Here is a 22522-nt window from a genome sequence, read left to right as displayed (position 1 = left end):
TGGGCGTCAGGTGAAAATCTGCCGCCGCAGTTCGAGGCTGACCTTCGCGACGCAGGTCCTGTTCACATCAAGCACCTCGACCTCGATACGGCTGTCGGGCCCTCGCGGAAGACCATCGAGCGCCATTTCCGCAAGCACGACCTCGGCCTCGGCCAGCGCTGCGGCGACATCCGTGAAGGCATAGGGCTCCTCCGCCCGAGAGAAACCTTCATGATCGAACAGATTGAAGTAAAACAGAGGCATCACGACCGCCTTGATGATACGTTCAGCGAGGGTGAACGGCAGAATAAGAGGGCTAACGCCTAGACGGGCATGAAGGGCGCCGGCGGTTGGCCTTGAGATTTTGGCGAGCTTGCGGCGCTCAAGGGTTCTGCTCCGCAGCCTTTTCCGGCGCGACGACGAGCGGATCCGGTGGGGTAATGGACTGGTCGCCGGATTTCCCTTCAAGACGCTGGACGACGACGACGCTCAGGATCGCCGCAATCACGAAGCCGAAGACCCCCAGCATGATGGTACGAACTGGCAAAATGCTCTCCTCGACAATCACCCTACGGAACACAGGCTCGCGGTCACCACGACCGGCATTCGGTTCATCTTTCGAACGAACAGTCGGAACGCGTGCCTATGTTTGATGTTCCTCTGACATAGCGGCGTGGTGATGAAATGACAGATGCTTGTCGATGCGGAGTCGGCGCACCACGATTGGAGAGGGACTTCGATCCGGAGGTGGGCAGGTGCCGTTCAGGCATCCCTCACGCGCAGATGGGCGGAACCTTGATAGCTCCGCGACAAACTCACCCGAAAACGAAAAGAGCCCGCTGCGGGAGGAGGTGCAGCAGGCTCTCAATTCCGGTTGGCAGCTTGGGAGGAGGATAAGCTGCAACCACCATCGACAATCCCGGGAGGAGGATAGGATCGTCAAGGACGTCGAAGCTTTGCGGGAGGAGGTGCATCGCTTCGATAGGTTCATCATACAATTTTCCGCGGCTCGTGCGAGCAGATTTATTGCATCGCAGCTATGCGTTTTGCACATGCGAAGAGAGCACCTCCCCTTAGCCTCACATGCGAAAGCGATTTCCGCTGCGGTCGAGATGGACTAAGGGAGAACCATCGACACGGACGGCAGTGCCAAGACGGATGGCGGGCCCCAAGCGGGAGAGAGACGAAATGACACAGGCGACCTCAAACGTAACCGTTGCCAAGCAGCGGGATGGCAAATGGAGCTTCACACTGACCTTTCGCGGCGTCACCCACCCCGCATCTGGCAAGTTCTCATCCCAGCTTCAGGCGCAGGCGGCAGGGATGGCCACTCTGAACGCTCTCCAGGGTCATCGGCAAGCCTGAGCGGCCAAGTGCGCGCTACAGTGCTTCAAACGTCGCCTCCCCCAAACCTTCCTGCGTGTCTCCGAATTGCGCGACGCGAAGGGAACTTCGCCGAAACCGAGGCGTTCACATGCGAGTTTGCAGTTGAGACGTGCAAGGGAGCGGTGACATGACGGATTTGAAGGGAATACGGGGAAAGACGGTGCGTGGCGAATCCTGCACGCTGGAAGAGTTCCAGTCGCGCTACGGTCTGGAGACCGACGAGGCAAAACGCCTCTATGAGCGCTTCGGACCCTCCATGACGGAATTAGACTTGCTGATGGCGGCAAAGCGCCGCGTACCTGCACTTTAGGACAGATCGAAACCGGCAGTACGACCCTTGGGCTAAAGGGTCGTACTGCCTTCACCGAAACCGGGGCGTTCTCACGAGAGACGCAAAATGGATTCTGAAATCCTGATCTTCGCCGCCATGAACGTCATCGGCGGTCTGCTCGCCTTAGGCTTCGTTCACTTCTATTATCTCCCCAATGTCGAAAGGAGCCGGATCGAACCGGCGCTCTATGATGTGACGCAGCGCGAGAGTATCTCCGTCGAGCCCTTGCGCCGATAGAACATCGAGCGAATTCCGTCCTCGACAGAGGAACGTTTGGGCTTCAACGAGCCATTGAGTGACATCGATACTCTCTCGAAATGCCAATTTGTGACATCCCGCGACGACGATCAGCGACAGGATGTCGAATTCCTCGATTTCTCCTTGCCTTACCCGATTGAATGGCTTTAGCGGACAGATAACGCAATTGTCATTCAAAGCGAACGGCACGAGGGAGACGTATCGGATATGGAAATTTTCACTGCAGCCGGATTGGCTGCATTTCTACAGGTCATCGCCATCGATCTGGTGCTGGCGGGCGATAATGCCATCGTCATCGGCCTTGCCGCAGCAGGACTGCCGGCCGACCAGCGCCGCAAGGCGATCCTCGTCGGCATTATCGCCGCAACCGTACTGCGCATCGCCTTTGCTGCCATCACCGTCCAGCTTCTGGCCATTGTCGGTCTTCAGTTCGCCGGCGGTCTGCTGCTGCTCTGGGTGTGCTGGAAGATGTGGAGCGAACTGCGCCAGGCCGACCAGAATGCGGCGCATGAAACGGGCGATGCCGCAGACGAAACCCGCGTCCGCAAGACCTTCCTGCAGGCGGCAACGCAGATCGTCATCGCCGACGTTTCCATGTCGCTCGACAATGTTCTTGCCGTCGCCGGTGCAGCACAGGATCACCCGACCGTGCTCGTCATCGGCCTGATCGTCTCGATCGCGCTCATGGGCCTTGCCGCCAGCTTCATCGCCAACCTGCTGCACAAGCACCGCTGGATCGCCTATGTCGGCCTCGCCGTCATCTTCTACGTGGCACTCAGCATGCTCTACCACGGCGGTATGGAAATCCTGCCCTACATCGACGGCAGCGCCGCCACGACGCCAGCCGTGACGACAACACCCGTCGCGCCCCCCGCAGTCGCTCCGGTAGCACCTCCGGCCGCAGCGCCCGCGCCGTAACGCGCTGAAGAGCGTCATATCGCTGCTGTTCTGCAGATGATTGTGGCAGACTGCTAGAACGTCGAGCCCTTTCGCCAAAACCGGCGGGTGGGCTTTCTCGTCTCTGCACCCTTCCCTGGTCGCGCGCAGTGATCCGGAGCAACCACGCCGGCACAACAGCCAAGCCGGGCGCGCCACATATGACGCGCGGCCACGTCGATATCGATCCGTTCGAATCCTGTCGTCTCGACAATGACAAACGGCGCTGGTTGCCCAGCGCCGTTTGTCATTGTCTTCAATTGGCCTGCGTCGCAGACACGTCACCGGCTCGCCCTTGCGCCAGCGGCAAAGAGGCGGAGCGCGCTGATGGTGTCAGGCTGCAGCGGAAGCGTAGCCTTCGGTGGACACTTCCGAGATCGTCTTGAGGACGGCGGAAGCGATCTGGTAGGGGTCGCCCTGCGAGTTCGGGCGGCGGTCTTCCAGGTAGCCCTTGTAGTCGTTCTTGACGAAGGAGTGGGGAACGCGGATGGACGCACCGCGGTCGGCCACGCCGTAGCTGAACTTGTTCCACGGAGCCGTTTCATGCTTGCCCGTCAGACGCTTGTCGTTGTCGGGGCCGTAGACGGCGATGTGGTCCATGAGGTTCTTTTCGAACTGGGCCATGAGGGCTTCGAAGTAAGCCTTGCCGCCGACTTCGCGCATGTAGGCGGTCGAGAAGTTGCAGTGCATGCCCGAGCCGTTCCAGTCGGTGTCGCCGAGCGGCTTGCAGTGGTACTCGATGTCGATGCCGTACTTTTCAGTCAGGCGCTGCAGAAGGTAGCGCGCCATCCAGATTTCGTCGGCAGCCTTCTTGGAGCCCTTGCCGAACACCTGGAATTCCCACTGGCCCTTGGCCACTTCGGCGTTTATGCCTTCGTGGTTGATGCCGGCTTCCAGGCAAAGGTCGAGATGCTCTTCGACGATCTCGCGTGCGACGTCACCGACATTGCTGTAGCCGACGCCTGTGTAGTACGGGCCCTGCGGAGCCGGGTAGCCCTGCTCGGGGAAGCCGAGCGGACGGCCGTTCTGGTAGAAGAAGTATTCCTGCTCGAAACCGAACCACGTGCCTTCGTCGTCGAGGATCGTCGCACGGGCATTGGTCGGATGCGGCGTGACGCCATCCGGCATCATGACTTCGCACATCACGAGAACGCCGTTCGTACGGGCCGGATCGGGATAGAGAGCGACGGGCTTGAGAACGCAGTCAGAGCTGCGGCCTTCGGCTTGCATGGTCGAGCTACCGTCGAAGCCCCAGAGCGGCAACTGCTCCAGTGCCGGGAACGCGTCGAATTCCTTGATCTGCGTCTTGCCGCGCAGGTTCGGTACCGGTGTGTACCCGTCGAGCCAGATGTACTCGAGCTTATACTTGGTCATGACAAATCTCTCATAGGTGGTGAGCAATCCAGGAGGTCGATGCCCGAAACCGAAAACCGGCCCCTCTGAACTGTAAGGAATGCACAAGCCGTGCCAGTTTGTCGCCCACTCGGCGAAGATGACGATTTTGTTAACGGCTGAAGCGTGGGAAACCGGGGCCTCACCACCGTGCGATTGAAAAGACGAGACAATTCCCGGCCCGGAACGGCAGTCGGTTGAGCCGCGTCGGCAACAGAGGTGTGAGCACGACCGTTGGTAAGTGGAAAATGAAGGCAGAAACACCGTGCGACGACCGGAAATCTGCCGCCCAACGCAGAAATGCGCGAAAACCCGACAGAGATTTGATTTATTTTTAGACATTCAGCGCAAAATATGTGCATATGAACGTCATATAACTCCAACACAGAAAAGGGAGCCGATGCCATGACAACGACACCACAGCGCCACTCGGCAACGATCTACCAATTCCCGATCGGCGGCCTCAAGGGGCTGAAGACCTGGAAGACCGGCATGGATGCGAAGGTCGAGGCTCCGGCCTCCCCCGTGATCATCGACAGCTGGTACCACGAAGCCGCCATGAACGAGACGAAGCCCCAGTAAGGGTACAGATGCGATATTCTTTCAGACGTTAAGAGCGATTGCCGCGGAGATGCGACAATCGCTTTTTTCATGTCCGCTCCATGAGGGACTTGCCTGATCTGGCGTGATTACGCCGCGGGATCGCCGATGGTGTCGGCCACATAGGCACCGCGCTCGCCCATCGGCATCGGATGTCCGGTCGTGGAATCGACCGTCGTCTGATGCTCCAGCTCGGCATTGATCTCCGCCCCGACGATGAGGATGATCACCGACATCCAAGTCCACACCATAAAGCCGATCAGGGCGCCGAGGGTGCCATAGGTCGCGTTGTAGTTGGCGAAGTTCTCGATGTAGTAGGAAAAGCCGAGCGATGCGCCAAGCCAGGCGATGCTGGTGAAGGCCGCCCCCCAGGTGAGCCAGCGCAGCTGCGCCGTCTCCCGGCTCGGGCCATAGCGATAGAGCATCATCGTGGCAAAGCAGACAATGGCCAGCATCAGCGGCCAGCGCGCGAACCGCGCCAGAAGCTCCACCCAGCGATCGAGCCAGAGGAAGGACAGCACGGCCGGCAAAATGCCGATCGCGGAGATCACAACAACGGCGACGCCGAGCGCACCGAGGGTGAAGAGAAAACCGAGACCCGTCATTTTCAAGAAGCCGCGCTTTTCGGCTTCGCCATAGGCGATGTTCATCGCGTCGAACAAGGCGCGCATGCCGTTGTGCGCGCTCCACAGCGCGACGACGAGACCGAAAACGAAGCCGATCGACAAAGTGGACGTCTTCTGCGTTGCCAGCGTCTTCAACTGGTCGAGAATGATGTCGAGAGATCCTGTGGGCACGACATCAGAGAGGAGAGTTACCTGGGCACCGATCGCGCCCGGATCCGCAACGAAACCGTAGATGGAGACGAGCGCGGCAAGAGCGGGAAAGAGCGCGAGCAGAAGATAATAGGTGACGCCGGCCGCAATCAGCGTCACCCGGTCCTCGCCGATCTCGGCGATGACACGCCAGAAGACATCCTTCAACCCGGGATAGGGAATGGCCGAGGGCTTTTCCGCAAGGCGGCCCCGTCTGTCGCTTCCCCCAGCGCTATCGTTGAGCGGAACACCGCCGATTGTTGCTGCTTGCCTGCCGGCCTGATGTCCGTCTGCCATAGAACCCTCTCACAGTCTTTGAGAGAGACTTACGGCTGTTGCGGCGGATTTCCATCCTGCGGCACATCATTTGGCGTAATCACCGGCATCTGACCTGTCTGAGGCGCCGGCTCGACGATCTCGCCATCGCCAACGGCCGGGGGCTTGAGCACGCCGTTGCAGTCGTCGAGTTTCTCGGTCAGCGAGCCGCTGCCGGAATTGGCATTCGGCGCGGTTCCGGACGGCGGCACGCCGGCGGCGCATTCACCCTGCTGCGCTTGCGCGGAGGTCGTACCGGCCGGCAAAACCAACGCGGTGGAAAGAAGCGTTACACGAATGAAATCCTTGACGAACATGACAAATCTCCTTTTGCTGAAAACGGGATATTGCCGGTATGGTTCCCTCGGAAGCCCACCAGATCGACCTGACATGCAGGCTCGGAACGACAGAAAACCTGATGATCGACGCTGACTTCTTCGACCGCTCCGCCGTGGACGTTGCCCGGGATCTGATCGGTGCATCCCTGTTCGTGGATGGTATCGGCGGGATCATCGTGGAGACCGAGGCCTACGAGCCCGATGATGCCGCGTCGCATAGCTTTCGCGGTCCGACGCCCCGCAACCGAGCCATGTTCGGGCCGCCGGCGCATGCCTATGTCTACAGGTCCTACGGAATTCACTGGTGCGTCAACATGGTCTGCCGGCCGGGCAGCGCCGTGTTGATCCGAGCTCTACAGCCGACATCCGGACAAGATGTCATGGCGCAACGCCGCGGGCTCGATCAGCCGAGGCTCCTCTGCGCCGGGCCCGGCCGGGTCTGCCAAGCGCTCGGCATCGATGGCGGGCATGATGGTCTGTCCCTGTTTGCTGCCCCCTTCTTTCTCTCAGGCCCAGAGGCGCCCCCGGAGGTGATCGCAGGGCCCCGGATCGGCATCACCAAGGCGATCGAACATCCCTGGCGGTTCGGCCTCGCCGGTTCTCGCTATGTCAGCCGCAGTTTCACGCGGACGAAAGCGGCATCGACACGGGTTTCAAACACATCCCCAAATGAGGATTGAAAAAGTCCCGTCTCGCCACATTTTTCTGTCCGAGAAAACATCCTCAACCCATAGGAGACACCATGCGCCCGATCATCATCGCCATCCTCGGCATCGCCGCCCTCACGCTGACCGGCTGCGGTAATACGGCAAACGGCCTAAAGCGTGACGGGCAGGACACGAGCCGGGCGCTTGACGATGCGAGCAACCGCGTGCTGTCGCAAAACGGAAAATGAGGCTCTGTAGCTTTCCTGACGCATCTCACGCGATCACCGCGTCCCGCAGCCGGGACGCGGTTCGTACTGCCAAGTTTCGACAGCAGATATTGTTTTTTTAAATGGCCGCCCTGAATTTACCGTCTAGGAGAAAGGTCACCGAGAGGACGATCATTGAACGACGTGACAGAGCACCAGCGCATCGAAGCCCAGATCGTCCGGAAGGACCTGGGCCCCGATCCCTTCGCAGCGGCCGTGCGCTCGACGCGCATGCCGATGATCATCACGGACCCCTCCAAGCCCGACAATCCGATCGTCTTTGCCAATGACGCGTTTCTCCGTTTCACCGGTTACGAGCGCGACGAGGTCATCAACACGAACTGCCGTTTCCTGCAGGGGCCGGATACGGATCGCGGCGATATCCAGAAGGTGCGAGAAGCGATCGCCAATCGGCATCCGATCGAAATCGACGTCGTGAACTACAAGAAGAATGGCGAGCCCTTCTGGAATCGCCTGCTGATTTCCCCTGTCTTCAATGAGAAGGGCGAACTCACCTACTTCTTTGCGTCCCAGCTCGATGTCACATTGGAGCGTGATCGCCTCGTACGGTTGGAGCGGGACCGTGACCTCCTGGAGGGCGAGGTCCAGAAGCGAACGGCGGAACTGAAGCGCAATGAGACGCAGCTGCGCTTTGCCATGGAGGCGGGCCATCTCGGCTATTGGACGCTCAACATCGCTACCATGGAACTCGTTGCCTCGCCGGATTGCAAGGCGAACTTCGGCTATGCGCCGGACCAGGATTTCACCGTCGACAATCTTCTCGATGCCGTTCTGCCGGAGGACCAGGCGCGGGTGCGCGACGCCTTCCGCAAGGCGGTGGAACGTCACGAAGAATATGATGTCGAGCACCGGTGCGTGCTTCCCGATGGCCGGCTGCGCTGGGTGCATATTCGCGGGCTGGTCTATTACGAAGCCGACGGTCACGCCTCCCAGATGTCCGGACTGTCGATGGACATCACCGACCGCAAGCGGACCGAGGAAGCGCGCGCGATCACCGTGCGCGAACTCAGCCACCGCATGAAGAACCTGATGACGACGGTGCAGTCGGTCATCAACCAGACGCTCCGGCAGGCGCCGGACAAGGAAACAGCCGGCAAGGCCATCACCTCGCGCCTGCAGTCGATCGGCGCGGCACAGGACCTGCTCGTCTCCGGCAATTTTTCCGGTGCCGATCTCGGCCGGATCATCCGGGCGACGCTCGATCCGTTCTGGGACAGCTATCCCAACCGGATCGACATCGACGGGCCGGACCTGCAAATCTCGTCCAATCTCGTGCTGACTCTGGCGATGGCCCTGCATGAACTGGCGACCAACGCCATCAAGTATGGCGCGCTCTCCAACCTGTCGGGACGCATCCGTATCCGGTGGCACGCCATGCCCGACGCGTCCCTGCATCGGCTGAAGCTGACCTGGGAGGAGAGCGGCGGGCCGCCGGTCTCGCCTCCGACCAGCCGCGGCTTCGGCACCCGCATGATCGAGCGCGTGCTGTCCAACAGTCTCGGCGGCAGCGCCGAACTGCGCTACGACGTCACGGGCGTCGTCTTCACGATGGAAGCGCCGATCGGCGACGAAGATGAAGACGGCGAGGACATGCGCCTCGGCTAAAGCGTTTCCTCAGCCGTCAGCTCCGGTAGGCGGGCTGCTGCTGGTCCAGCACGCGACGCACGCTTTCCAGATGAAGCCGGGCGCTTTCCGGGTCTCCTTCCCGCATCTGGCGGGCGGCGACGCTTGCGATCTCATGCGACACCGGCAGAAGCCGCCGACCGGTGCTCATGGCTTTCAGCTGCACCTCGGCAGCGCGCTCCAGATAATAGAGATCGTCCCAGGCCTCGGCGATATTCGGCGCGCAGACCATCACGCCGTGGTTCTTCATGAACAGGATGTCCTTGTCACCAAGGACGGCAGCGATCCGGTCGCCCTCCCGCTCGTCAAGCGCCAGCCCGTTATAATCCTCGTCCACCGCAACGCGGCCGTAGAACTTCAGCGCGGTCTGTCCGGCCCAGACAAGCGGCTCACCCTCGACCATGCTGAGTGCCGTCGCATTCGGCATATGCGTGTGGAAGGCGGCGCCGACGCGCGGGCTCATCTTGTGAAGCCGGGCATGGATGTAGAAGGCGGTCGCCTCCGGCACGCCGTCGCCCGCGATCACATGGCCCTCGAAGTCGCAGATCAGCAGCGAAGATGCCGTCGCCTCCTGAAAGGCCCAGCCGAGGCGGTTGACGAGGAAGAGATCGGGATGGCCCGGAACGACGGCCGAGAAGTGGTTGCAGATGCCCTCCTCTAGCCCCAGCCGCGCCGCCATGCGGAGGCTCGCGGCGAGATCGACACGGGCCTGCCAGATGTCCTCCGTCTCGAGCGACGAATTGCGCAGCAGCGCGGGGCCGGTCTTGGGGATCGTCAGTTCATGCGCCATGTCGGGCTCCAGAATCCTGTTACATCCAGCCGGCGGCCTGAAACAGGCCGGGCACATGGTCGAGCGTGGGAACGCGCGCATCCGGCCGGTAATCCTCCGGCGGCTTGCGCCCCGTTCCCCGGTCGATCCAGATCGTACGAAAGCCCAAGTCTCGCGCCGCCACAAGATCGAGATGCGGACTGGCGCAGATATGCACCAGCTCTTCGCGCGCAATGCCGAGGCTATTCCACGCGTGATGGAAGATCTGCGCCGACGGCTTGTAGGCACCCGCCTGCTCTGCCGTGATGACCCGATCGATAACGCCGCCGAGCTGGGCGACATTTCCCGCGATGATCGCGTCGTCCGTGTTGGAGATGATGGCCAGCTTGAAGCCTGCGTCCTTCAGCCGGCGCAACGTCTCCACCACCTCCGGAAAGGGCGGCATCCGGCCGATCGATCCGGTGAGGATCTCGGCATCCGCGGGATCGAACGCACGGTCGAACGCCACCATCGTCTTCTCCAGCGCGAGCGCGCTGACCTCGCGAAACGACCGATGCGGCCGCTCGGCTTCGAGCGCATGCTCATACCCGTCGAACGTGGAAATGAAAGCGCCGGGATCGACGGTCCCGGCCTGCCCCGACAGGATCGTCGAGATCGCCGCCATCAGGCCCTCGTCCCACTGGATCAACGTTCCGTAGCAATCGAATGTCAGCCAGTCCGGCCGCGGTCCGGTCAATGTCATCGCATCGTCTCCTTGGTCCCCGATGTTTTGGCAAAGGATTCCACCATTGGGAAATGAAATGTTCGGATGCGCACGATCGGGTTTGACGCTGACCTGTCCGTCAGGCCGAGCCGATATGCCAGACGAAAACGCCGCCCGTCGGATGAACGGGCGGCGGAGATCATGACGATCGATGCGAGAGCCGTCAGGCCTGTGGCTGCGGTGCCGAATGCGCATCGGTCGTCGGCTGTGCCTCCGGCTTCTCCTCATGGATCCGGAACCAGGCGACATAGAGCGCCGGCAGGAAGAGCAGCGTCAGGACCGTACCGACGATGATGCCGCCGATCATGGCGTAGGCCATGGGGCCCCAGAAGATCTCGCGCGCGATCGGGATGAGCGCGAGGCTGGCGGCGGCGGCCGTCAGCATGATCGGCCGCATACGATGCTCCGTCGCCTCGACCACGGCGCGCCAGGGGGCAACTCCCTCCCGCCGCAGCGTCTCGATCTGGTCGATCAGGATCACCGAGTTGCGGATGAGAATGCCGATCAGCGCGAGGATGCCGAGGATGGCGACGAAGCCCATCGGCGCACCGCTCGGCAGCAGCGCCGCGACGACGCCGATGATGGCGAGCGGCGCGACCGCGAAGACGAGGAACAGCCGGCTGAAGCTCTGAAGCTGGATCATCAGGATCGTCGCCATGACGAACAGCATCAGCGGCACGACGGCGGCGATCGGTCCCTGCGCCTTCCCGCTTTCCTCGACGGCACCGGCAACGGCGATCGAATAGCCAGGGGGTAGCGTCGCCTCGAAGGACTTCACGGCCGGATCGAGCTCGGCAACCGCCGTCGCCGGCTGGACCTTGTCGATCATGCCGGCACGCACCGTGACGGTCGGAATGCGCGAGCGGGTCCAGATCAGCGGTTGCTCGACATCGTAGCGGAAGGACGCGACGGCTGCGAGCGGCACGGACCGCCCGTCGCCGACCGGCAGCTGGAGGTCGCGCAACGTCTCGATGGAGCTGCGCTCCGCCTCGACCGCACGGCCGACGATGTTGACGAGGTAGATATCGTCACGCACCTGCGTCGCGGTCGCGCCGCCGACGATACCGTTGATGGTGGTGGCGATCGCCTGCGACGTGATGCCGAGCTGGCGCGCCTTGTCCTGCAGCACGTCGATCTTGACCACGCGCGATGGCTCGTTCCAGTCGTAGGCGACGTCGCCGAGATGCTTGTTCTCACCAACGATATTGCCGAGGTCGAGCGCCAGCTGCCGCACCGTCTGGATCTCCGGCCCGCTGACGCGATAGGCGACGGGACGGCCGACCGGCGGGCCGATGTCGAGGAGCTTCACATAGGCATCCGTGCCGATGAACGTCTTCTTGAGATAGGCCTCGAGATCCGTCTTCAGCCGGTCTCGCGCCTCGATGCTCTTGCTGACGATGATCGTCTGCCCGAAGGCCGGGCTGTTCGGCTGCACGTCGAACGACAGGACGAAGCGCAGCGCGCCCTGCCCCACATAGCTCGACCAGTGCTCGACATCCGGATTGCCCTTCAGCTTCTCCGCCTCGAACTGGGCGATCTCCCGCTGTGTCTCGCGGATCGATGCGCTCTGCGGCAGGTTCCAGTCGATGATAAGCTCGTTACGGTCCGACGAGGGGAAGAACTGCTGCTGCACGAACTGCATGCTGTAGACCGAACCCGCGAACACCATCAGCGTCACGGCGATCGTGACCCAGCGAAAGCGCATGCAGATCAGCAGCAGGCGCGAGAAGATGCGGGCGACGATGCCCTTTGCGCCATGATGCTGCTTCATGGTCTTCGGCAGGATGAGAACGCCGAGGAGCGGTGTGAAGAGCACCGCGACGATCCAGGAGAGGATCAAAGACGAGGCGATGACGATGAACAGCGTGAAGGTGAACTCACCGGCCGCGCTGTTGTTGAGGCCGACGGGAATGAAGCCCGCGACGGTCACCAGCGTGCCCGTCAGCATCGGAAAGGCCGTGGACGTGTAGACATAGGTGGCGGCCTTGCGCAGGTCGTCGCCCGCCTCCAGCCGCGCCACCATCATCTCCACCGCGATCATGGCATCGTCCACGAGCAGGCCGAGCGCGATGATCAGCGCGCCCAGCGAGATGCGCTGGAGCGAGATGCCGAGATATTCCATGATGACGAAGGTCATCGCGAGAACGAGCGGGATCGCCACGGCGACCACCAGCCCGGCCCGCAGGCCGAGGCTGACGAAGGAGACCGCAAGCACGATGGCGATAGCCTCGAACAGTGCCCGGGTGAAACCCGACACGGCCTCGTCGACGATCTTCGGCTGGTCGGAGACCAGATGCGCATCGATGCCGACCGGCAGCTTCCGCTCGATCGTATCCATGCGCTCCGTCAGCGCCTCGCCGAAAGCGAGAAGATTGGCGCCCTGCTTCATGTTGACCGCAAGCGCGATCGCCGGCTCGCCATTGTAGCGAAAGATCGTGCTTGGCGGATCGGCGTAGCCACGGCGGATGGAGGCAACGTCGCTCAGCCGGAAGAACTGGTCGTTGACCCGCAGGTTGAGGTTGCGCAGGCTCTCTTCCGAGGAAAACTGGCCGGAGACGCGAACGCTGATGCGCTCCGGGCTGTCCTGCATGACGCCGGAGGGGGCGACCGCGTTCTGGGCCTGCAGCGTATCGACCACGCTCTGCTGGTCGATGCCGAGCGCTGCCAGCTGGCGGGAGGAGAATTCGAGGAAGATCACCTCGTCCTGCGCCCCGATGATGTCGACCTTGCCGGCATTCGGTACGGTCAGCACCTCCGCTCGCACGGCTTCCACCGTGTCGCGAAGCTCGCGCTGCGAGAACCCGTCAGAGGTGAAGGCATAGATATTGCCGTAGACGTCGCCGAAGCTGTCGTTGAAAAACGGCCCCTGAACGCCCGAGGGGAAATTGCCCTTGATGTCGCTGACGAGATTGCGCACCCGCACCCAGGTCGGCGCGACCTGCGCTGCCGGCGTCGTTTCGCGCAGATAGACGAACACCGTCGTCTGGCCGGCCACCGTCTGGCTCTTGGTGTAGTCGAGCTGCGGCAGCTCCTCGAGCTTCTTCTCGATCCGCTCCGTCACCTGCTTGATCGTGTCCTCGACGGTGGCGCCGGGCCACTGCGCGGTGATGATCATAGTCTTGATCGTGAAGGAGGGATCCTCCTCGCGACCGAGATTGAGGTAGGACAGGAAGCCGGCAAGCGAGAAGACCAGCATGAAATACCAGAGAAGCGAGCGGTGACCCAGTCCCCAGTCCGACAGGTTGAACGGCTTCATTTCACATCTCCGGAGATACGGATTTTCTGTCCCTCGGTCAGGCTGTTGACCCCGGCGACCACGACGCGGTCGCCGCGCTTGAGGCCGGAGCTTATGGAGACGCGATCGCCGCGGGTGCCGGTGCCAGAGCTGTCCGTCGTCACCTCGCGCGTGGCAACCGCATCGGTCCCGTCCGGAATGATCCACACCAGCGTCTTGCCATCACGCGTGACGATGGCGGTCGCGGGCAGCAGCAGTTCGGACGGACGTGTGTCAGGCAGCGACACCGAGATGATGGACCCCAGACGAAAGGCTGCGGGGGCCGCCTGCAGCGCGATGCGGATGCGCTGCGAGCGGGTCACAGGATCGGCCGAGGGCTCGATGCGACGCACGCGACCCTTGACCACCGTCGTCGGATCGGACTGGAGAACGACCGCGAAGGGATCGCCGATCTTGACGCCGGAGGCCGCCGAGGCGGGAAGATCGACCACCGCGTCCCGAAGGTCGGGCCGTGCCACCGTCACCACGGTCTGTCCGGCGGCAACCACCTGGCCGGGTTCGGCGGCCGTGCTGGTGACGACGCCGGTGTAGTCGGCGGCAATCTTCGCATAGCTCAGACGCTCCTGCGCCTTTGCAAGGTTCGACCGCGCCCGCACCTCGGCGGATTGCGCAGCCTGCGCGGCCTGCACGGCATCCTCGACGGCGGCCTGCGACACGACGGTCTTGGCGAAAAGGCCCTTTTGGCGTTGTTCAACGACACGGGCATTGTTGGCGGACGCCTGCGCGCTGACGAGCGACGCCTGTGCGGCCTGCACGTCCTGTTCCAGCGCCGTGGCTTCGAGCACGGCCAGCAACGTACCGCGCTCCACGCCGTCGCCCACCTGGACGTTGCGCGAGATCATGCGGCCAAGGATCTGGAAGCTGTAATTGGTGACGATCTGCGGCTCGACGGTGCCGGCGAAGGACAGCGGAACGGAATTCGTCTCCTCCAGCACCAGCGACTTCACCGGCCGCGGCGGCGGTGGCGGCGCTTCCGTGTCGTCGGAGCAGGCCGCCAACATAAAGGCGAGCGGAAGGAGAATGAGAACGGGCTTCATGGGGTGGTCCCCTCGGACAGCATGACGGTCTGGCCCTGGCGCAGCAGCTTGGTGCCATCGACGACGACCTGATCGCCGGCCTTCAGGCCGGTTGCGATGATCATGGCGCCGGTCTGGTATTCGGCGAGCGTCACCGTGCGGAGCGAAACGGTGGTGTTGGCGGGATCGAAGATCCACAGAGCGGGCTTTCCGCCCGACGCGGCCAGCGCGGTCGGCGGCAGCGTGAAGGCGGGCGGGCCGACAAGGGACACGGTGCCCCGCACGACCGAGGCGAGCGTCATGCCGGCCGGCGGCTGGTCGAGCCCGACCTTGACGCGCACGGTGCCCGTCTGCCGATCGACCGTCGGCGCGATCTCGCGCACCGGGCCGCGGGCGACGACGGAGGGGTCCGACGCCAGGCTGACGGTGACGTCCGGCGGCTCTCCGCTGCCCAGCAGCGACTCGTAGATATCGAAGACGGCATCCCGTGGGCCGTCTACGGCAACGGAGAAGACGGCCTGCGCCGCCTGAACCGTTTCGCCGACATCCGCATCACGCGCCGTCACGATCCCGTCCGCTTCGGCGGTGAGCTTGGTATAGGACAGCGTTTCCTCGGCATTCGTCAGCGCGGACTCGGCCGATTTCAGCGCGGACCGCGCGACCTTCAGGTTCTCTTCCGCAAGATCATAGGTCGTCTGCGCCGTCGAATTGGCGCGAAGCAGCGTCTGCTGGCGCGCGAACGCCGCCATCGCATGCGATACGTCGGCATTGGCAGCCGACAGCGTGGCGTGAGCGGATGCAAGATCTGCTTGCTGCACCTCGTCGTCCATCTGGGCGAGGAGCTGACCCTTGTGCACGGCATCGCCCACATCGACCAGCCGCTCGATAATGCGGCCGCTGGTCCGGAACGACAGATTGGTCTCGGTGCGCGCGGCGATCGAGCCCGTCAGGCTGATCTCGCTCTTCGAGGGTTTGGGAGCGACGGTCTCGACGCGGACACGCGGCACCGGCTTCGGTGCTGGCGCCTCATCGTCGGAACAGGCCGTCAGAGAAGACACCGCCATGGCAGCGACGAGCGCCATACGGACGAAGGGGAAGGTCATGATCGGATCCATATTGCCGTTTCGTCCGGAGGAGAGGCCTCTCGGGCTTGACGGGAAACCCTGCAGTTTCCTATTGATAGAAAACTCATCGGTTTCCGAAAGTCAAGAGGGCCCTCATGAGCATATGCGGATATAGTATCAAGAAAAAACCCGGCCGTCCTGCCGCTCTGAGCGAAGACGAGCGCCGGGACCAGATTCTCGCTGCCGCGGAGCAATGTTTCGTCTCGCAAGGATACCGCTCGACGCATATGGACGATGTGGTCAAGGCCTGCGGCATGTCGAAGAAGACGGTGTATCGGAGTTTCGGAACCAAGGAAAACCTGTTCGTCGCCTTGATCGACCGGGTCATGCATGACGACATCAAGCTGGATATGCCGGAAGAGAATCAGCCGGCCGATGTCGTGATCGCCGATATCCTCTCCCGGCTCTCGGCCTTCGTCCTCTCCGATCGGCAAGTCAACATCACCCGGCTGGTCATTTCCGAAAGCGCGCACGCGCCGGAACTTGCAGCCGCCTTTCACGACAACGGCCTGCGCTACTGCAAGGAAAAGCTGACCGGCATCCTCTCCCGCCTCAACGCGACCGGCCGACTGAAGGCGGAGCGTCCGTCGGAACTCGCAAGCCTGCTCGTCGGCGCCATCATCGGCGAATCGCTGGTGACCGCCCTCATCCGCCGGCCGCAGCCGATGACGGATCGCGAGCGGGAGGGCCGCATCGACCATCTGCTGTCGCTCGTGCGTCCCTCGCTGATGCCGAACGGGGCCGTTCAGGCTCCCTGAAGCACATTCGTCGCTTTGTGGGGAGAGAGCGACGACCGGCGTCGCAGCGACACCGTGCAAGACGAGCACCACACGCTACTTTCAGCAGTATCGTTGCCCCGCCTCATTGCGCATCCTATGCTCCCTGATGTCTGCGGGCGAAGCCCCACCTGCCGGACATGCCGGGATAAAGATCGATGCAATCCACCATCGTCATGATCAACCTGTTCGGCGCCATCGCGCTCCTGCTCTTCGGCCTGTCGCTGGTCAAGGACGGGGTATCGCGCGCCTTCGGCGCCCGGCTGCGCACGGGTCTTGCGACGGGCACGAAGCGCGGCTGGCGGGCTTTTCTCTCCGGCTTCGTGGCAACCGTGGCCCTTCAGAGTTCCACGGCCACGGCGCTCATGGTGTCGTCCTTCGTGGAGCGCCGCATGGTCAAGCAGCGGCTGGCGCAGATCGTGCTTCTCGGCGCCAATATCGGCACCGCCGTTACCGCCTGGATCGTCTCGACCGGCATCGAATGGCTTTCGCCGTTACTGATTCTCTCAGGCACCGTTCTTTATCGCGGCAAACATAGCGGACGGCAGGGCGGCGGAACGGCGCTGATCGGCATCGGCCTCATGCTGCTCTCGCTGCATCTCCTCGGTCTTGCGACGGAGCCTATGCGCGCGTCGCCGGCGCTCGCCGCCTTCATCGGGCTTCTCGACGGAGCCTGGCTGGTCGCGCTCATCTTCAGCGCGGTGCTCGCCTTCGTATCGTCATCGAGCCTTGCGATCGTCGTCCTGATCCTGTCGCTGGCTTCGACCGGCATTCTCTCCCCCGGCCTCATCGTCGTGCTGGTGCTCGGCGCCAATCTCGGCGGCGCCATCCCACCGTTCGTCGCCACCCTCAACGGGCCACCGGCGGCGCGGCGGGTGACGCTCGGCAACCTGATCGTGCGCACCTGCGGCTGTCTCATCGCCCTGCCACTGGCCGGCATCGGCGCGGATCTGCTTGGCCGCCTACCCCTGCCGCCGGAAAAGCTGCCGGTCGATGCGCATCTCATCTTCAACATCCTGCTGGCGATCGCGGCCTGGCCCTTCGCCCGCAGCCTGTCGATCCTGATGATGCGCATGGTGCCGGACCAGCCCGAGCGGGAGAATGCGCCGAAATTCCTCGACGACCACGAACTCTCCACCCCCGTCGTCGCCCTGACCAGCGCCACGCGCGAGGTGCTCGGCGTCGGCGATCTCATCGAGCGCATGCTGATCCTCGCTTCCGACAGCTTCCGCACCAACGACATGGCACCGCTACGCCAGATCCCAGGCCTGGAGCACAGCGTCGACAGCCTGCAGCAGGAGGTGAAGATCTACCTCTCGAAGCTCGGCCGGAAGGGACTGGACGACGAGAACGGCCGACGCTCCATCGTCATCGTGGACTATGCGATCAACCTCGAACATGTCGGCGACATCATCGAGAAGGGGTTGCTCGATCAGGTGACAAAGAAGATCACGCTCGGGCTCAAGTTCTCCGACGCCGGCTTTCAGGAGTTGCAGACCCTGTTCGACATGACGATCGACAATCTGCGCATCGCCCAGACGATCTTCGTCACCCGCGACATGGACCTTGCCCGCAAGCTGATGGAGGTGAAGGTCGAGGTCCGTAATCTCGAGAAGCAATCAGCCGAACGGCATTTCCAGCGCCTGCGCGACGGCCATGCCGACAGCCTGCAGACAAGCTCGCTGCATCTCGACATGCTGCGCGACCTCAAGCGCATCAACGCCCATATCGTCTCCGTCGCCCATCCGATCATGGATGCGAGCGGCCTGCTGCGCGAAAGCCGGCTGAAGACCCTCGGCGTCTGACAATCAGGCAGAGCGCTTCTCGGAGGGCGAGAGCCGGGCTTCGGCGATGGCCTGATCCATCCCCGTCAGAGCCCGGTCGAGATGCCCTTCGAAGACGAGCCGCTGCTCGTCGGGGTGTACCGTGATCTCGGGCCGCCCCTTCAGCCGCACCTCGTGCGAGGCGGAAAGCCCCTCGTCGATACCCGGCGCCAGAAGGTCGAAATAGCGCGTCCCCGGTCCGGTGAAGACGATCGGCAGGCGGCCGTGAAAGCTCATCAACCGCGACAGCCCGTTGCCGAGCGCAAGCCCTGCCTGTCGGAAAGCGTAGCTCGCCATCCGGTTTCCGCCGCGCGCCGTCTGCGCGATCTTGTCCATCTCCGGCAGCGGCACAAATTTCGCCGGGATCGTATCCGCAGGCACCTGAAAGGCCGTGCGCAAGATGCCGTAGAACCCGGCGGTGGCCTCAATGCACCCGTGGCCGCCGCAGCGGCAGAGCCCGCCGCCCGGGGCGTGGAGCATATGCCCGAAATTGGGCGCGCTCGCCTCCACCTCGTCATGTCGCCGCAGGCGGGCGATGCCGAGCCCGATACTGTGACCGAGCGACACGACCGCCAGTGCATGGTCCTCTGCGGAAGGTTTCGCCGCAATCCCGAGCGCTTGCGCCACCAGCAGCGTCTCGTTGCTGAGCGTCACGACGGCGCGCCAGTCGGGCGCGAGCAGAGCGGCGAAGTCGATTTCCTGCTCGCCCAGCAAGGGCGACCAAAGCAGCCGATGCCCGTCGGCATCGACCGTGCCCTTGCTGCTGATCGAAATCGCCATAACCGCCTCGCGCGCAAGCCGCGAACGCTCGGCGAGTCGGGCCAGCGCCTCGCGAAACTGGGGCGCGAAGCGGGACGTGCTCTGCACATCGTGCCGCCGCGCCTCATCGAAACGGTCGATCAGCCGGCCGGCATAATCGACCAGCGAATACTGCACGGCATCCGACGAGATCTGTGCGGTGATCAGATAGCCACAATTGCGCGCTTGCGAAAATAGCACACGGGGCCGGCCGCGCCCTGCCCCCGGCTGCTGCTCGCTCCGCTCGAGAATGCCTGCCTTTTCCAGCTCGACGGTGATGGCGGAGACGGTCGCCGACGACAGTCCGGTGCGCGTCCCAAGGTCCGTATGCGACTGCGGACCATGACGCCGCAGGCCTGAGAGAACGAGCAGGATGTTCTGCTGCCGCATCTGTTCAGAGCCGGACTTGATGAGCATGCGCAGCCTGACCTTCCCTGCCCGAAATCCAAAAAACCTGTCGAAAAACCCCAGAAATGACCGTGTTGACAGCCCTGAAAATCTCTGACATCTATTTTCTCGACTGTCGAGAAAAAACTCTCAGGAGGAGGGTTCGGCAGGTTTTCGGGCTGGGCGGGGGTCGTGCGGGAGGTTCGCGCGAACGGTCAGCCGCGTTTGGGAGGTTTTGATGAAATCCGTTCTGAAACTCATGGCCGGCGTTGCCGTCATCGTATCCCTGCACTCCGCCGTGCAGGCCAAGGACCTCGTCGTCGGCGTATCCTGGTCGAACTTCCAGGAAGAGCGCTGGAAGACCGACGAGGCTGCCATCAAGGCGGCACTCGAAGCATCCGGCGACAAGTACATCTCGGCCGACGCCCAGTCGTCCGCCGCCAAGCAGCTGACCGATGTGGAGTCGCTGATCTCGCAGGGCGCCAACGCGCTGATCGTGCTGGCGCAGGACAGCGACGCGATCGGCCCGGCCATCGAGAAGGCCGCCGCCGAAGGCATTCCGGTCGTCGGCTACGATCGCCTGATCGAAAACCCCGCCGCCTTCTACATCACCTTCGACAACAAGGAAGTCGGCCGTATGCAGGCCCGCGAAGTGTTGAAGGCAAAGCCCGAAGGCAACTACGTCTTCATCAAGGGCTCCTCGTCCGATCCGAATGCGGACTTCCTGTTCTCCGGCCAAGTCGAAGTGCTGAAGGAAGCCATGGACGCCGGCAAGATCAAGAATGTCGGCGAAGCCTACACCGACGGCTGGAAGCCGGAACTGGCCCAGAAGAACATGGAGCAGTTCCTGACCGCCGCCGACAACAAGGTCGATGCCGTGGTTGCTTCCAACGACGGCACCGCCGGCGGCGCGATCGCAGCGCTGGACGCGCAGGGTCTTGCAGGCTCCGTTCCCGTCTCCGGCCAGGATGCCGACAAGGCGGCACTCAACCGCGTCGCGCTCGGCACCCAGACCGTTTCCGTCTGGAAGGACAGCCGCGTTCTCGGCAAGCGCGCCGCGGAAATCGCGGTCGATCTCGCCAACGGCAAGAAGATGGACGCTATCACCGACGTCCAGACCTTCGAAGGCGGCCCGAAGAAGGTGGCCATGAAGTCCGTCTTCCTGTCCCCGATGCCGATCACCAAGGACAATCTGAACGCCGTGATCGACGCCAAGTGGATCAGCAAGGAAGAAGCCTGCCAGGGCGTGAAGGCCGGCTCGGTCGCCGCCTGCAACTGATCGGCCTGCAACGGATCGGCAAGCCAACGTGAAACGGGGCGGACGGGGCATCGAGCATGCCGCGTCCGCCCCCGATCTGAGCGGATGAGGGATCTGCACAGGCAGAGGATCGCGCACGGTCGTGGAAACACGGCACGCCTGCCCGGTTCATTGCCCGGTTCATGAGGGAGAACGACGAGGCTATGGCCGAAACCACCAATACGATACCATTCAACCCGGCACGGGCGACGACCGAAAATCCGGTCCGGCGCTTCTTTCGCGCCACCGAGATCGACACGCGCCTGCTCGGCATGATCGGCGCGCTGCTGGTCATCTGGATCGGCTTTCACCTGCTGACGGGCGGTCTGTTCCTGACCCCGCGCAACCTCTGGAACCTCACCGTGCAGACCTCGTCCGTCGCGGTCATGGCAACCGGCATGGTGCTGATCATCGTCACGCGCAACATCGACCTCTCCGTCGGCTCCGTGCTCGGCTTCTGCGGAATGGTGATGGGCGTCATGCAGGCGCAGATCCTGCCGCAATATCTCGGCCTCGACAGCTCGCTCATCTGGATCGTCACTCTCGCCTGCGGCGTCGTCGTCGGCGGCCTCATCGGCGCGCTCCACGGCGTCATCATCGCCTTTCTCGGCGTACCCTCCTTCATCGTCACGCTCGGTGGCCTGCTCGTCTGGCGCGGCGCCACGTGGTTCGTCACGTCAGGGCAGACGGTTGCCCCGATGAATGCCACCTTCCGCCTCATGGGCGGCGGCACAGAAGGCTCCATCGGCGCCACCGCCAGCTGGGTCGTCGGGTTCATCGCCTGCCTCGCCATCGTCGGGGCCATTCTCAACGCCCGCAAGCAGCGCAAGCGCTTCGGCTTTCCGCGCCGGCCGGTCTGGGCGGAATATGTGCTGGCCACCCTCTCCTGCGCCGTCGTCATCGGGGCCGTGCTCGTTGCCAACAACTATTACTGGCCCGTCAACATCGCCCTTCGCTATGCCGAGGCCAACGCCATTCCCGTGCCCGAGGGCGGGCTGAAGATCTCCCACGGCATCGCCGTTCCCGTGCTCATCGCCATTGCCGTCGGCATCGTGATGACCTTCATCTCCACGCGCCTGCGCTTCGGCCGCTATGTCTTTGCCATCGGCGGAAACCAGGAGGCGGCGGAACTTGCCGGCATCAAGACCCGCTGGGTGACGGTGCGCATCTTCGCGCTGATGGGCATGCTCTGCGCCATCGCCGCCGCCATCTCCACCGCCCGCCTCAACGCCGCCACCAATGCGCAGGGCGAGCTCGACGAGCTCTATACGATCGCCGCAGCCGTCATCGGCGGGACGTCGCTGGCCGGCGGCGTCGGCACCATCGCCGGCGCCATGCTCGGGGCCTTCGTCATGCAGTCCCTGCAGTCGGGTATGGTGCTTCTCGGCATCGACAGCCCGCTCCAGCGCATCGTCGTCGGCTTCGTGCTGGTCGTCGCCGTCTGGCTCGACACCGTCTATCGCGCGCGCGCCAAGTAAGGAGGCCGATCATGACCCCGACAACACCCCAAGGCATCCCGGCAACAGCCGCCAGCGGCAGCGCCACGGCCGTCCCATCCGGCACGCCG

General features: G+C 63.2%; 23 protein-coding genes. 12 read left to right on the top strand and 11 right to left on the bottom strand.

Features of this window, described 5'->3' with window-relative positions:
• Positions 1 to 6: 6 nt before the first annotated feature.
• Positions 7 to 243 carry a DUF6894 family protein gene (locus C8J33_RS02775; protein ID WP_110728106.1) on the bottom strand — a complete coding sequence of 79 codons (237 nt, stop codon included), beginning with the start codon at positions 241 to 243 and terminating at the stop codon, positions 7 to 9.
• 118 nt (positions 244 to 361) lie between these two features.
• Positions 362 to 526 (bottom strand): hypothetical protein, encoded by a 165-nt coding sequence (locus tag C8J33_RS26895; protein ID WP_165916921.1) that lies wholly within the window; start codon positions 524 to 526, stop codon positions 362 to 364.
• Positions 527 to 1167: 641 nt separating this feature from the next.
• On the opposite strand from C8J33_RS26895, the gene C8J33_RS26890 reads away from it, so the two are divergent.
• From C8J33_RS26890 to C8J33_RS02765, 4 genes are all read left to right on the top strand, one after another.
• Positions 1168 to 1344: a hypothetical protein gene (locus C8J33_RS26890; protein ID WP_165910555.1), complete on the top strand. Its 177-nt coding sequence runs from the start codon at positions 1168 to 1170 to the stop codon at positions 1342 to 1344.
• A gap of 148 nt (positions 1345 to 1492) precedes the next feature.
• Positions 1493 to 1675: a hypothetical protein gene (locus tag C8J33_RS02770; protein ID WP_092934233.1), complete on the top strand. Its 183-nt coding sequence runs from the start codon at positions 1493 to 1495 to the stop codon at positions 1673 to 1675.
• A gap of 87 nt (positions 1676 to 1762) precedes the next feature.
• The gene (locus tag C8J33_RS26885) at positions 1763 to 1933 is read left to right on the top strand and encodes a hypothetical protein (protein ID WP_165929714.1); all 171 of its coding nucleotides are present in this window, start codon (positions 1763 to 1765) and stop codon (positions 1931 to 1933) included.
• 228 nt (positions 1934 to 2161) lie between these two features.
• On the top strand, positions 2162 to 2872 hold the full coding sequence (locus tag C8J33_RS02765) for a TerC family protein (RefSeq protein WP_110799124.1): 711 nt from the start codon (positions 2162 to 2164) through the stop codon (positions 2870 to 2872).
• 351 nt (positions 2873 to 3223) lie between these two features.
• Here the strand turns inward: C8J33_RS02765 and C8J33_RS02760 are convergent, their stop codons facing one another.
• Entirely contained in the window at positions 3224 to 4264 is a 1041-nt protein-coding gene (locus tag C8J33_RS02760) for a glutamine synthetase beta-grasp domain-containing protein (protein ID WP_110799125.1), read from the bottom strand.
• 423 nt (positions 4265 to 4687) lie between these two features.
• Here C8J33_RS02760 and C8J33_RS02755 point away from each other — a divergent pair, with 423 nt between their 5' ends.
• Positions 4688 to 4864: a DUF2735 domain-containing protein gene (locus tag C8J33_RS02755; protein ID WP_110799126.1), complete on the top strand. Its 177-nt coding sequence runs from the start codon at positions 4688 to 4690 to the stop codon at positions 4862 to 4864.
• Positions 4865 to 4971: 107 nt separating this feature from the next.
• Here the strand turns inward: C8J33_RS02755 and C8J33_RS02750 are convergent, their stop codons facing one another.
• Together C8J33_RS02750 and C8J33_RS02745 are read right to left on the bottom strand one after the other, a co-directional pair.
• Positions 4972 to 5994, bottom strand: a complete 1023-nt coding sequence (locus C8J33_RS02750) for a YihY/virulence factor BrkB family protein (protein ID WP_132663069.1) — start codon at positions 5992 to 5994, stop codon at positions 4972 to 4974.
• A 29-nt stretch (positions 5995 to 6023) separates the two neighbouring features.
• The gene (locus C8J33_RS02745; RefSeq protein ID WP_132663068.1) at positions 6024 to 6329 is read right to left on the bottom strand and encodes a hypothetical protein; all 306 of its coding nucleotides are present in this window, start codon (positions 6327 to 6329) and stop codon (positions 6024 to 6026) included.
• 101 nt (positions 6330 to 6430) lie between these two features.
• Between C8J33_RS02745 and C8J33_RS02740 the strand changes: the two genes are divergently transcribed.
• The 3 genes from C8J33_RS02740 to C8J33_RS02730 all read left to right on the top strand — a co-directional run bounded on the left by C8J33_RS02740 (position 6431) and on the right by C8J33_RS02730 (position 8889).
• Complete coding sequence (locus C8J33_RS02740) at positions 6431 to 7030, top strand: DNA-3-methyladenine glycosylase (protein ID WP_132663067.1); 600 nt, start codon at positions 6431 to 6433, stop codon at positions 7028 to 7030.
• Positions 7031 to 7092: 62 nt separating this feature from the next.
• Positions 7093 to 7245, top strand: a complete 153-nt coding sequence (locus C8J33_RS02735) for an entericidin (protein WP_110799129.1) — start codon at positions 7093 to 7095, stop codon at positions 7243 to 7245.
• A gap of 162 nt (positions 7246 to 7407) precedes the next feature.
• Positions 7408 to 8889 (top strand): PAS domain-containing protein, encoded by a 1482-nt coding sequence (locus C8J33_RS02730; RefSeq protein ID WP_422038038.1) that lies wholly within the window; start codon positions 7408 to 7410, stop codon positions 8887 to 8889.
• A 16-nt stretch (positions 8890 to 8905) separates the two neighbouring features.
• Here C8J33_RS02730 and C8J33_RS02725 read toward each other — a convergent pair whose 3' ends face one another.
• The 5 genes from C8J33_RS02725 to C8J33_RS02705 all read right to left on the bottom strand — a co-directional run bounded on the left by C8J33_RS02725 (position 8906) and on the right by C8J33_RS02705 (position 15853).
• Entirely contained in the window at positions 8906 to 9697 is a 792-nt protein-coding gene (locus C8J33_RS02725; RefSeq protein WP_132663064.1) for an aldolase, read from the bottom strand.
• 19 nt (positions 9698 to 9716) lie between these two features.
• Positions 9717 to 10418: a haloacid dehalogenase type II gene (locus C8J33_RS02720; RefSeq protein ID WP_132663063.1), complete on the bottom strand. Its 702-nt coding sequence runs from the start codon at positions 10416 to 10418 to the stop codon at positions 9717 to 9719.
• A 184-nt stretch (positions 10419 to 10602) separates the two neighbouring features.
• Positions 10603 to 13695, bottom strand: coding sequence for an efflux RND transporter permease subunit (locus C8J33_RS02715; RefSeq protein ID WP_132663062.1), 3093 nt, complete (start codon positions 13693 to 13695; stop codon positions 10603 to 10605).
• Positions 13692 to 14771 carry an efflux RND transporter periplasmic adaptor subunit gene (locus C8J33_RS02710; RefSeq protein WP_132663060.1) on the bottom strand — a complete coding sequence of 360 codons (1080 nt, stop codon included), beginning with the start codon at positions 14769 to 14771 and terminating at the stop codon, positions 13692 to 13694. Before C8J33_RS02710 ends, C8J33_RS02715 begins: the two co-directional genes overlap by 4 nt.
• The gene (locus C8J33_RS02705) at positions 14768 to 15853 is read right to left on the bottom strand and encodes an efflux RND transporter periplasmic adaptor subunit (RefSeq protein ID WP_165929713.1); all 1086 of its coding nucleotides are present in this window, start codon (positions 15851 to 15853) and stop codon (positions 14768 to 14770) included. Before C8J33_RS02705 ends, C8J33_RS02710 begins: the two co-directional genes overlap by 4 nt.
• Before the next feature lie 116 nt (positions 15854 to 15969).
• On the opposite strand from C8J33_RS02705, the gene C8J33_RS02700 reads away from it, so the two are divergent.
• Together C8J33_RS02700 and C8J33_RS02695 are read left to right on the top strand one after the other, a co-directional pair.
• Entirely contained in the window at positions 15970 to 16632 is a 663-nt protein-coding gene (locus C8J33_RS02700) for a TetR/AcrR family transcriptional regulator (RefSeq protein ID WP_132447475.1), read from the top strand.
• A gap of 176 nt (positions 16633 to 16808) precedes the next feature.
• Positions 16809 to 18455 (top strand): Na/Pi cotransporter family protein, encoded by a 1647-nt coding sequence (locus C8J33_RS02695; RefSeq protein ID WP_132663057.1) that lies wholly within the window; start codon positions 16809 to 16811, stop codon positions 18453 to 18455.
• A gap of 3 nt (positions 18456 to 18458) precedes the next feature.
• On the opposite strand, the gene C8J33_RS02690 is transcribed toward C8J33_RS02695, so the two are convergent.
• Entirely contained in the window at positions 18459 to 19688 is a 1230-nt protein-coding gene (locus tag C8J33_RS02690) for an ROK family transcriptional regulator (RefSeq protein WP_132663056.1), read from the bottom strand.
• Positions 19689 to 19896: 208 nt separating this feature from the next.
• Here C8J33_RS02690 and xylF point away from each other — a divergent pair, with 208 nt between their 5' ends.
• Together xylF and C8J33_RS02680 are read left to right on the top strand one after the other, a co-directional pair.
• Entirely contained in the window at positions 19897 to 20937 is a 1041-nt protein-coding gene (gene xylF, locus C8J33_RS02685; RefSeq protein WP_132663055.1) for a D-xylose ABC transporter substrate-binding protein, read from the top strand.
• A 182-nt stretch (positions 20938 to 21119) separates the two neighbouring features.
• Positions 21120 to 22433 carry a sugar ABC transporter permease gene (locus tag C8J33_RS02680; RefSeq protein ID WP_132663053.1) on the top strand — a complete coding sequence of 438 codons (1314 nt, stop codon included), beginning with the start codon at positions 21120 to 21122 and terminating at the stop codon, positions 22431 to 22433.
• Positions 22434 to 22522 lie beyond the last annotated feature (89 nt).

The organism is Rhizobium sp. PP-CC-3G-465 (genome assembly GCF_004343445.1).
GTDB lineage: Bacteria > Pseudomonadota > Alphaproteobacteria > Rhizobiales > Rhizobiaceae > Ferranicluibacter > Ferranicluibacter rubi.
Note: the sequence above shows the minus strand (reverse complement) of the source record. Positions and strands in the feature narration are given on the sequence as shown.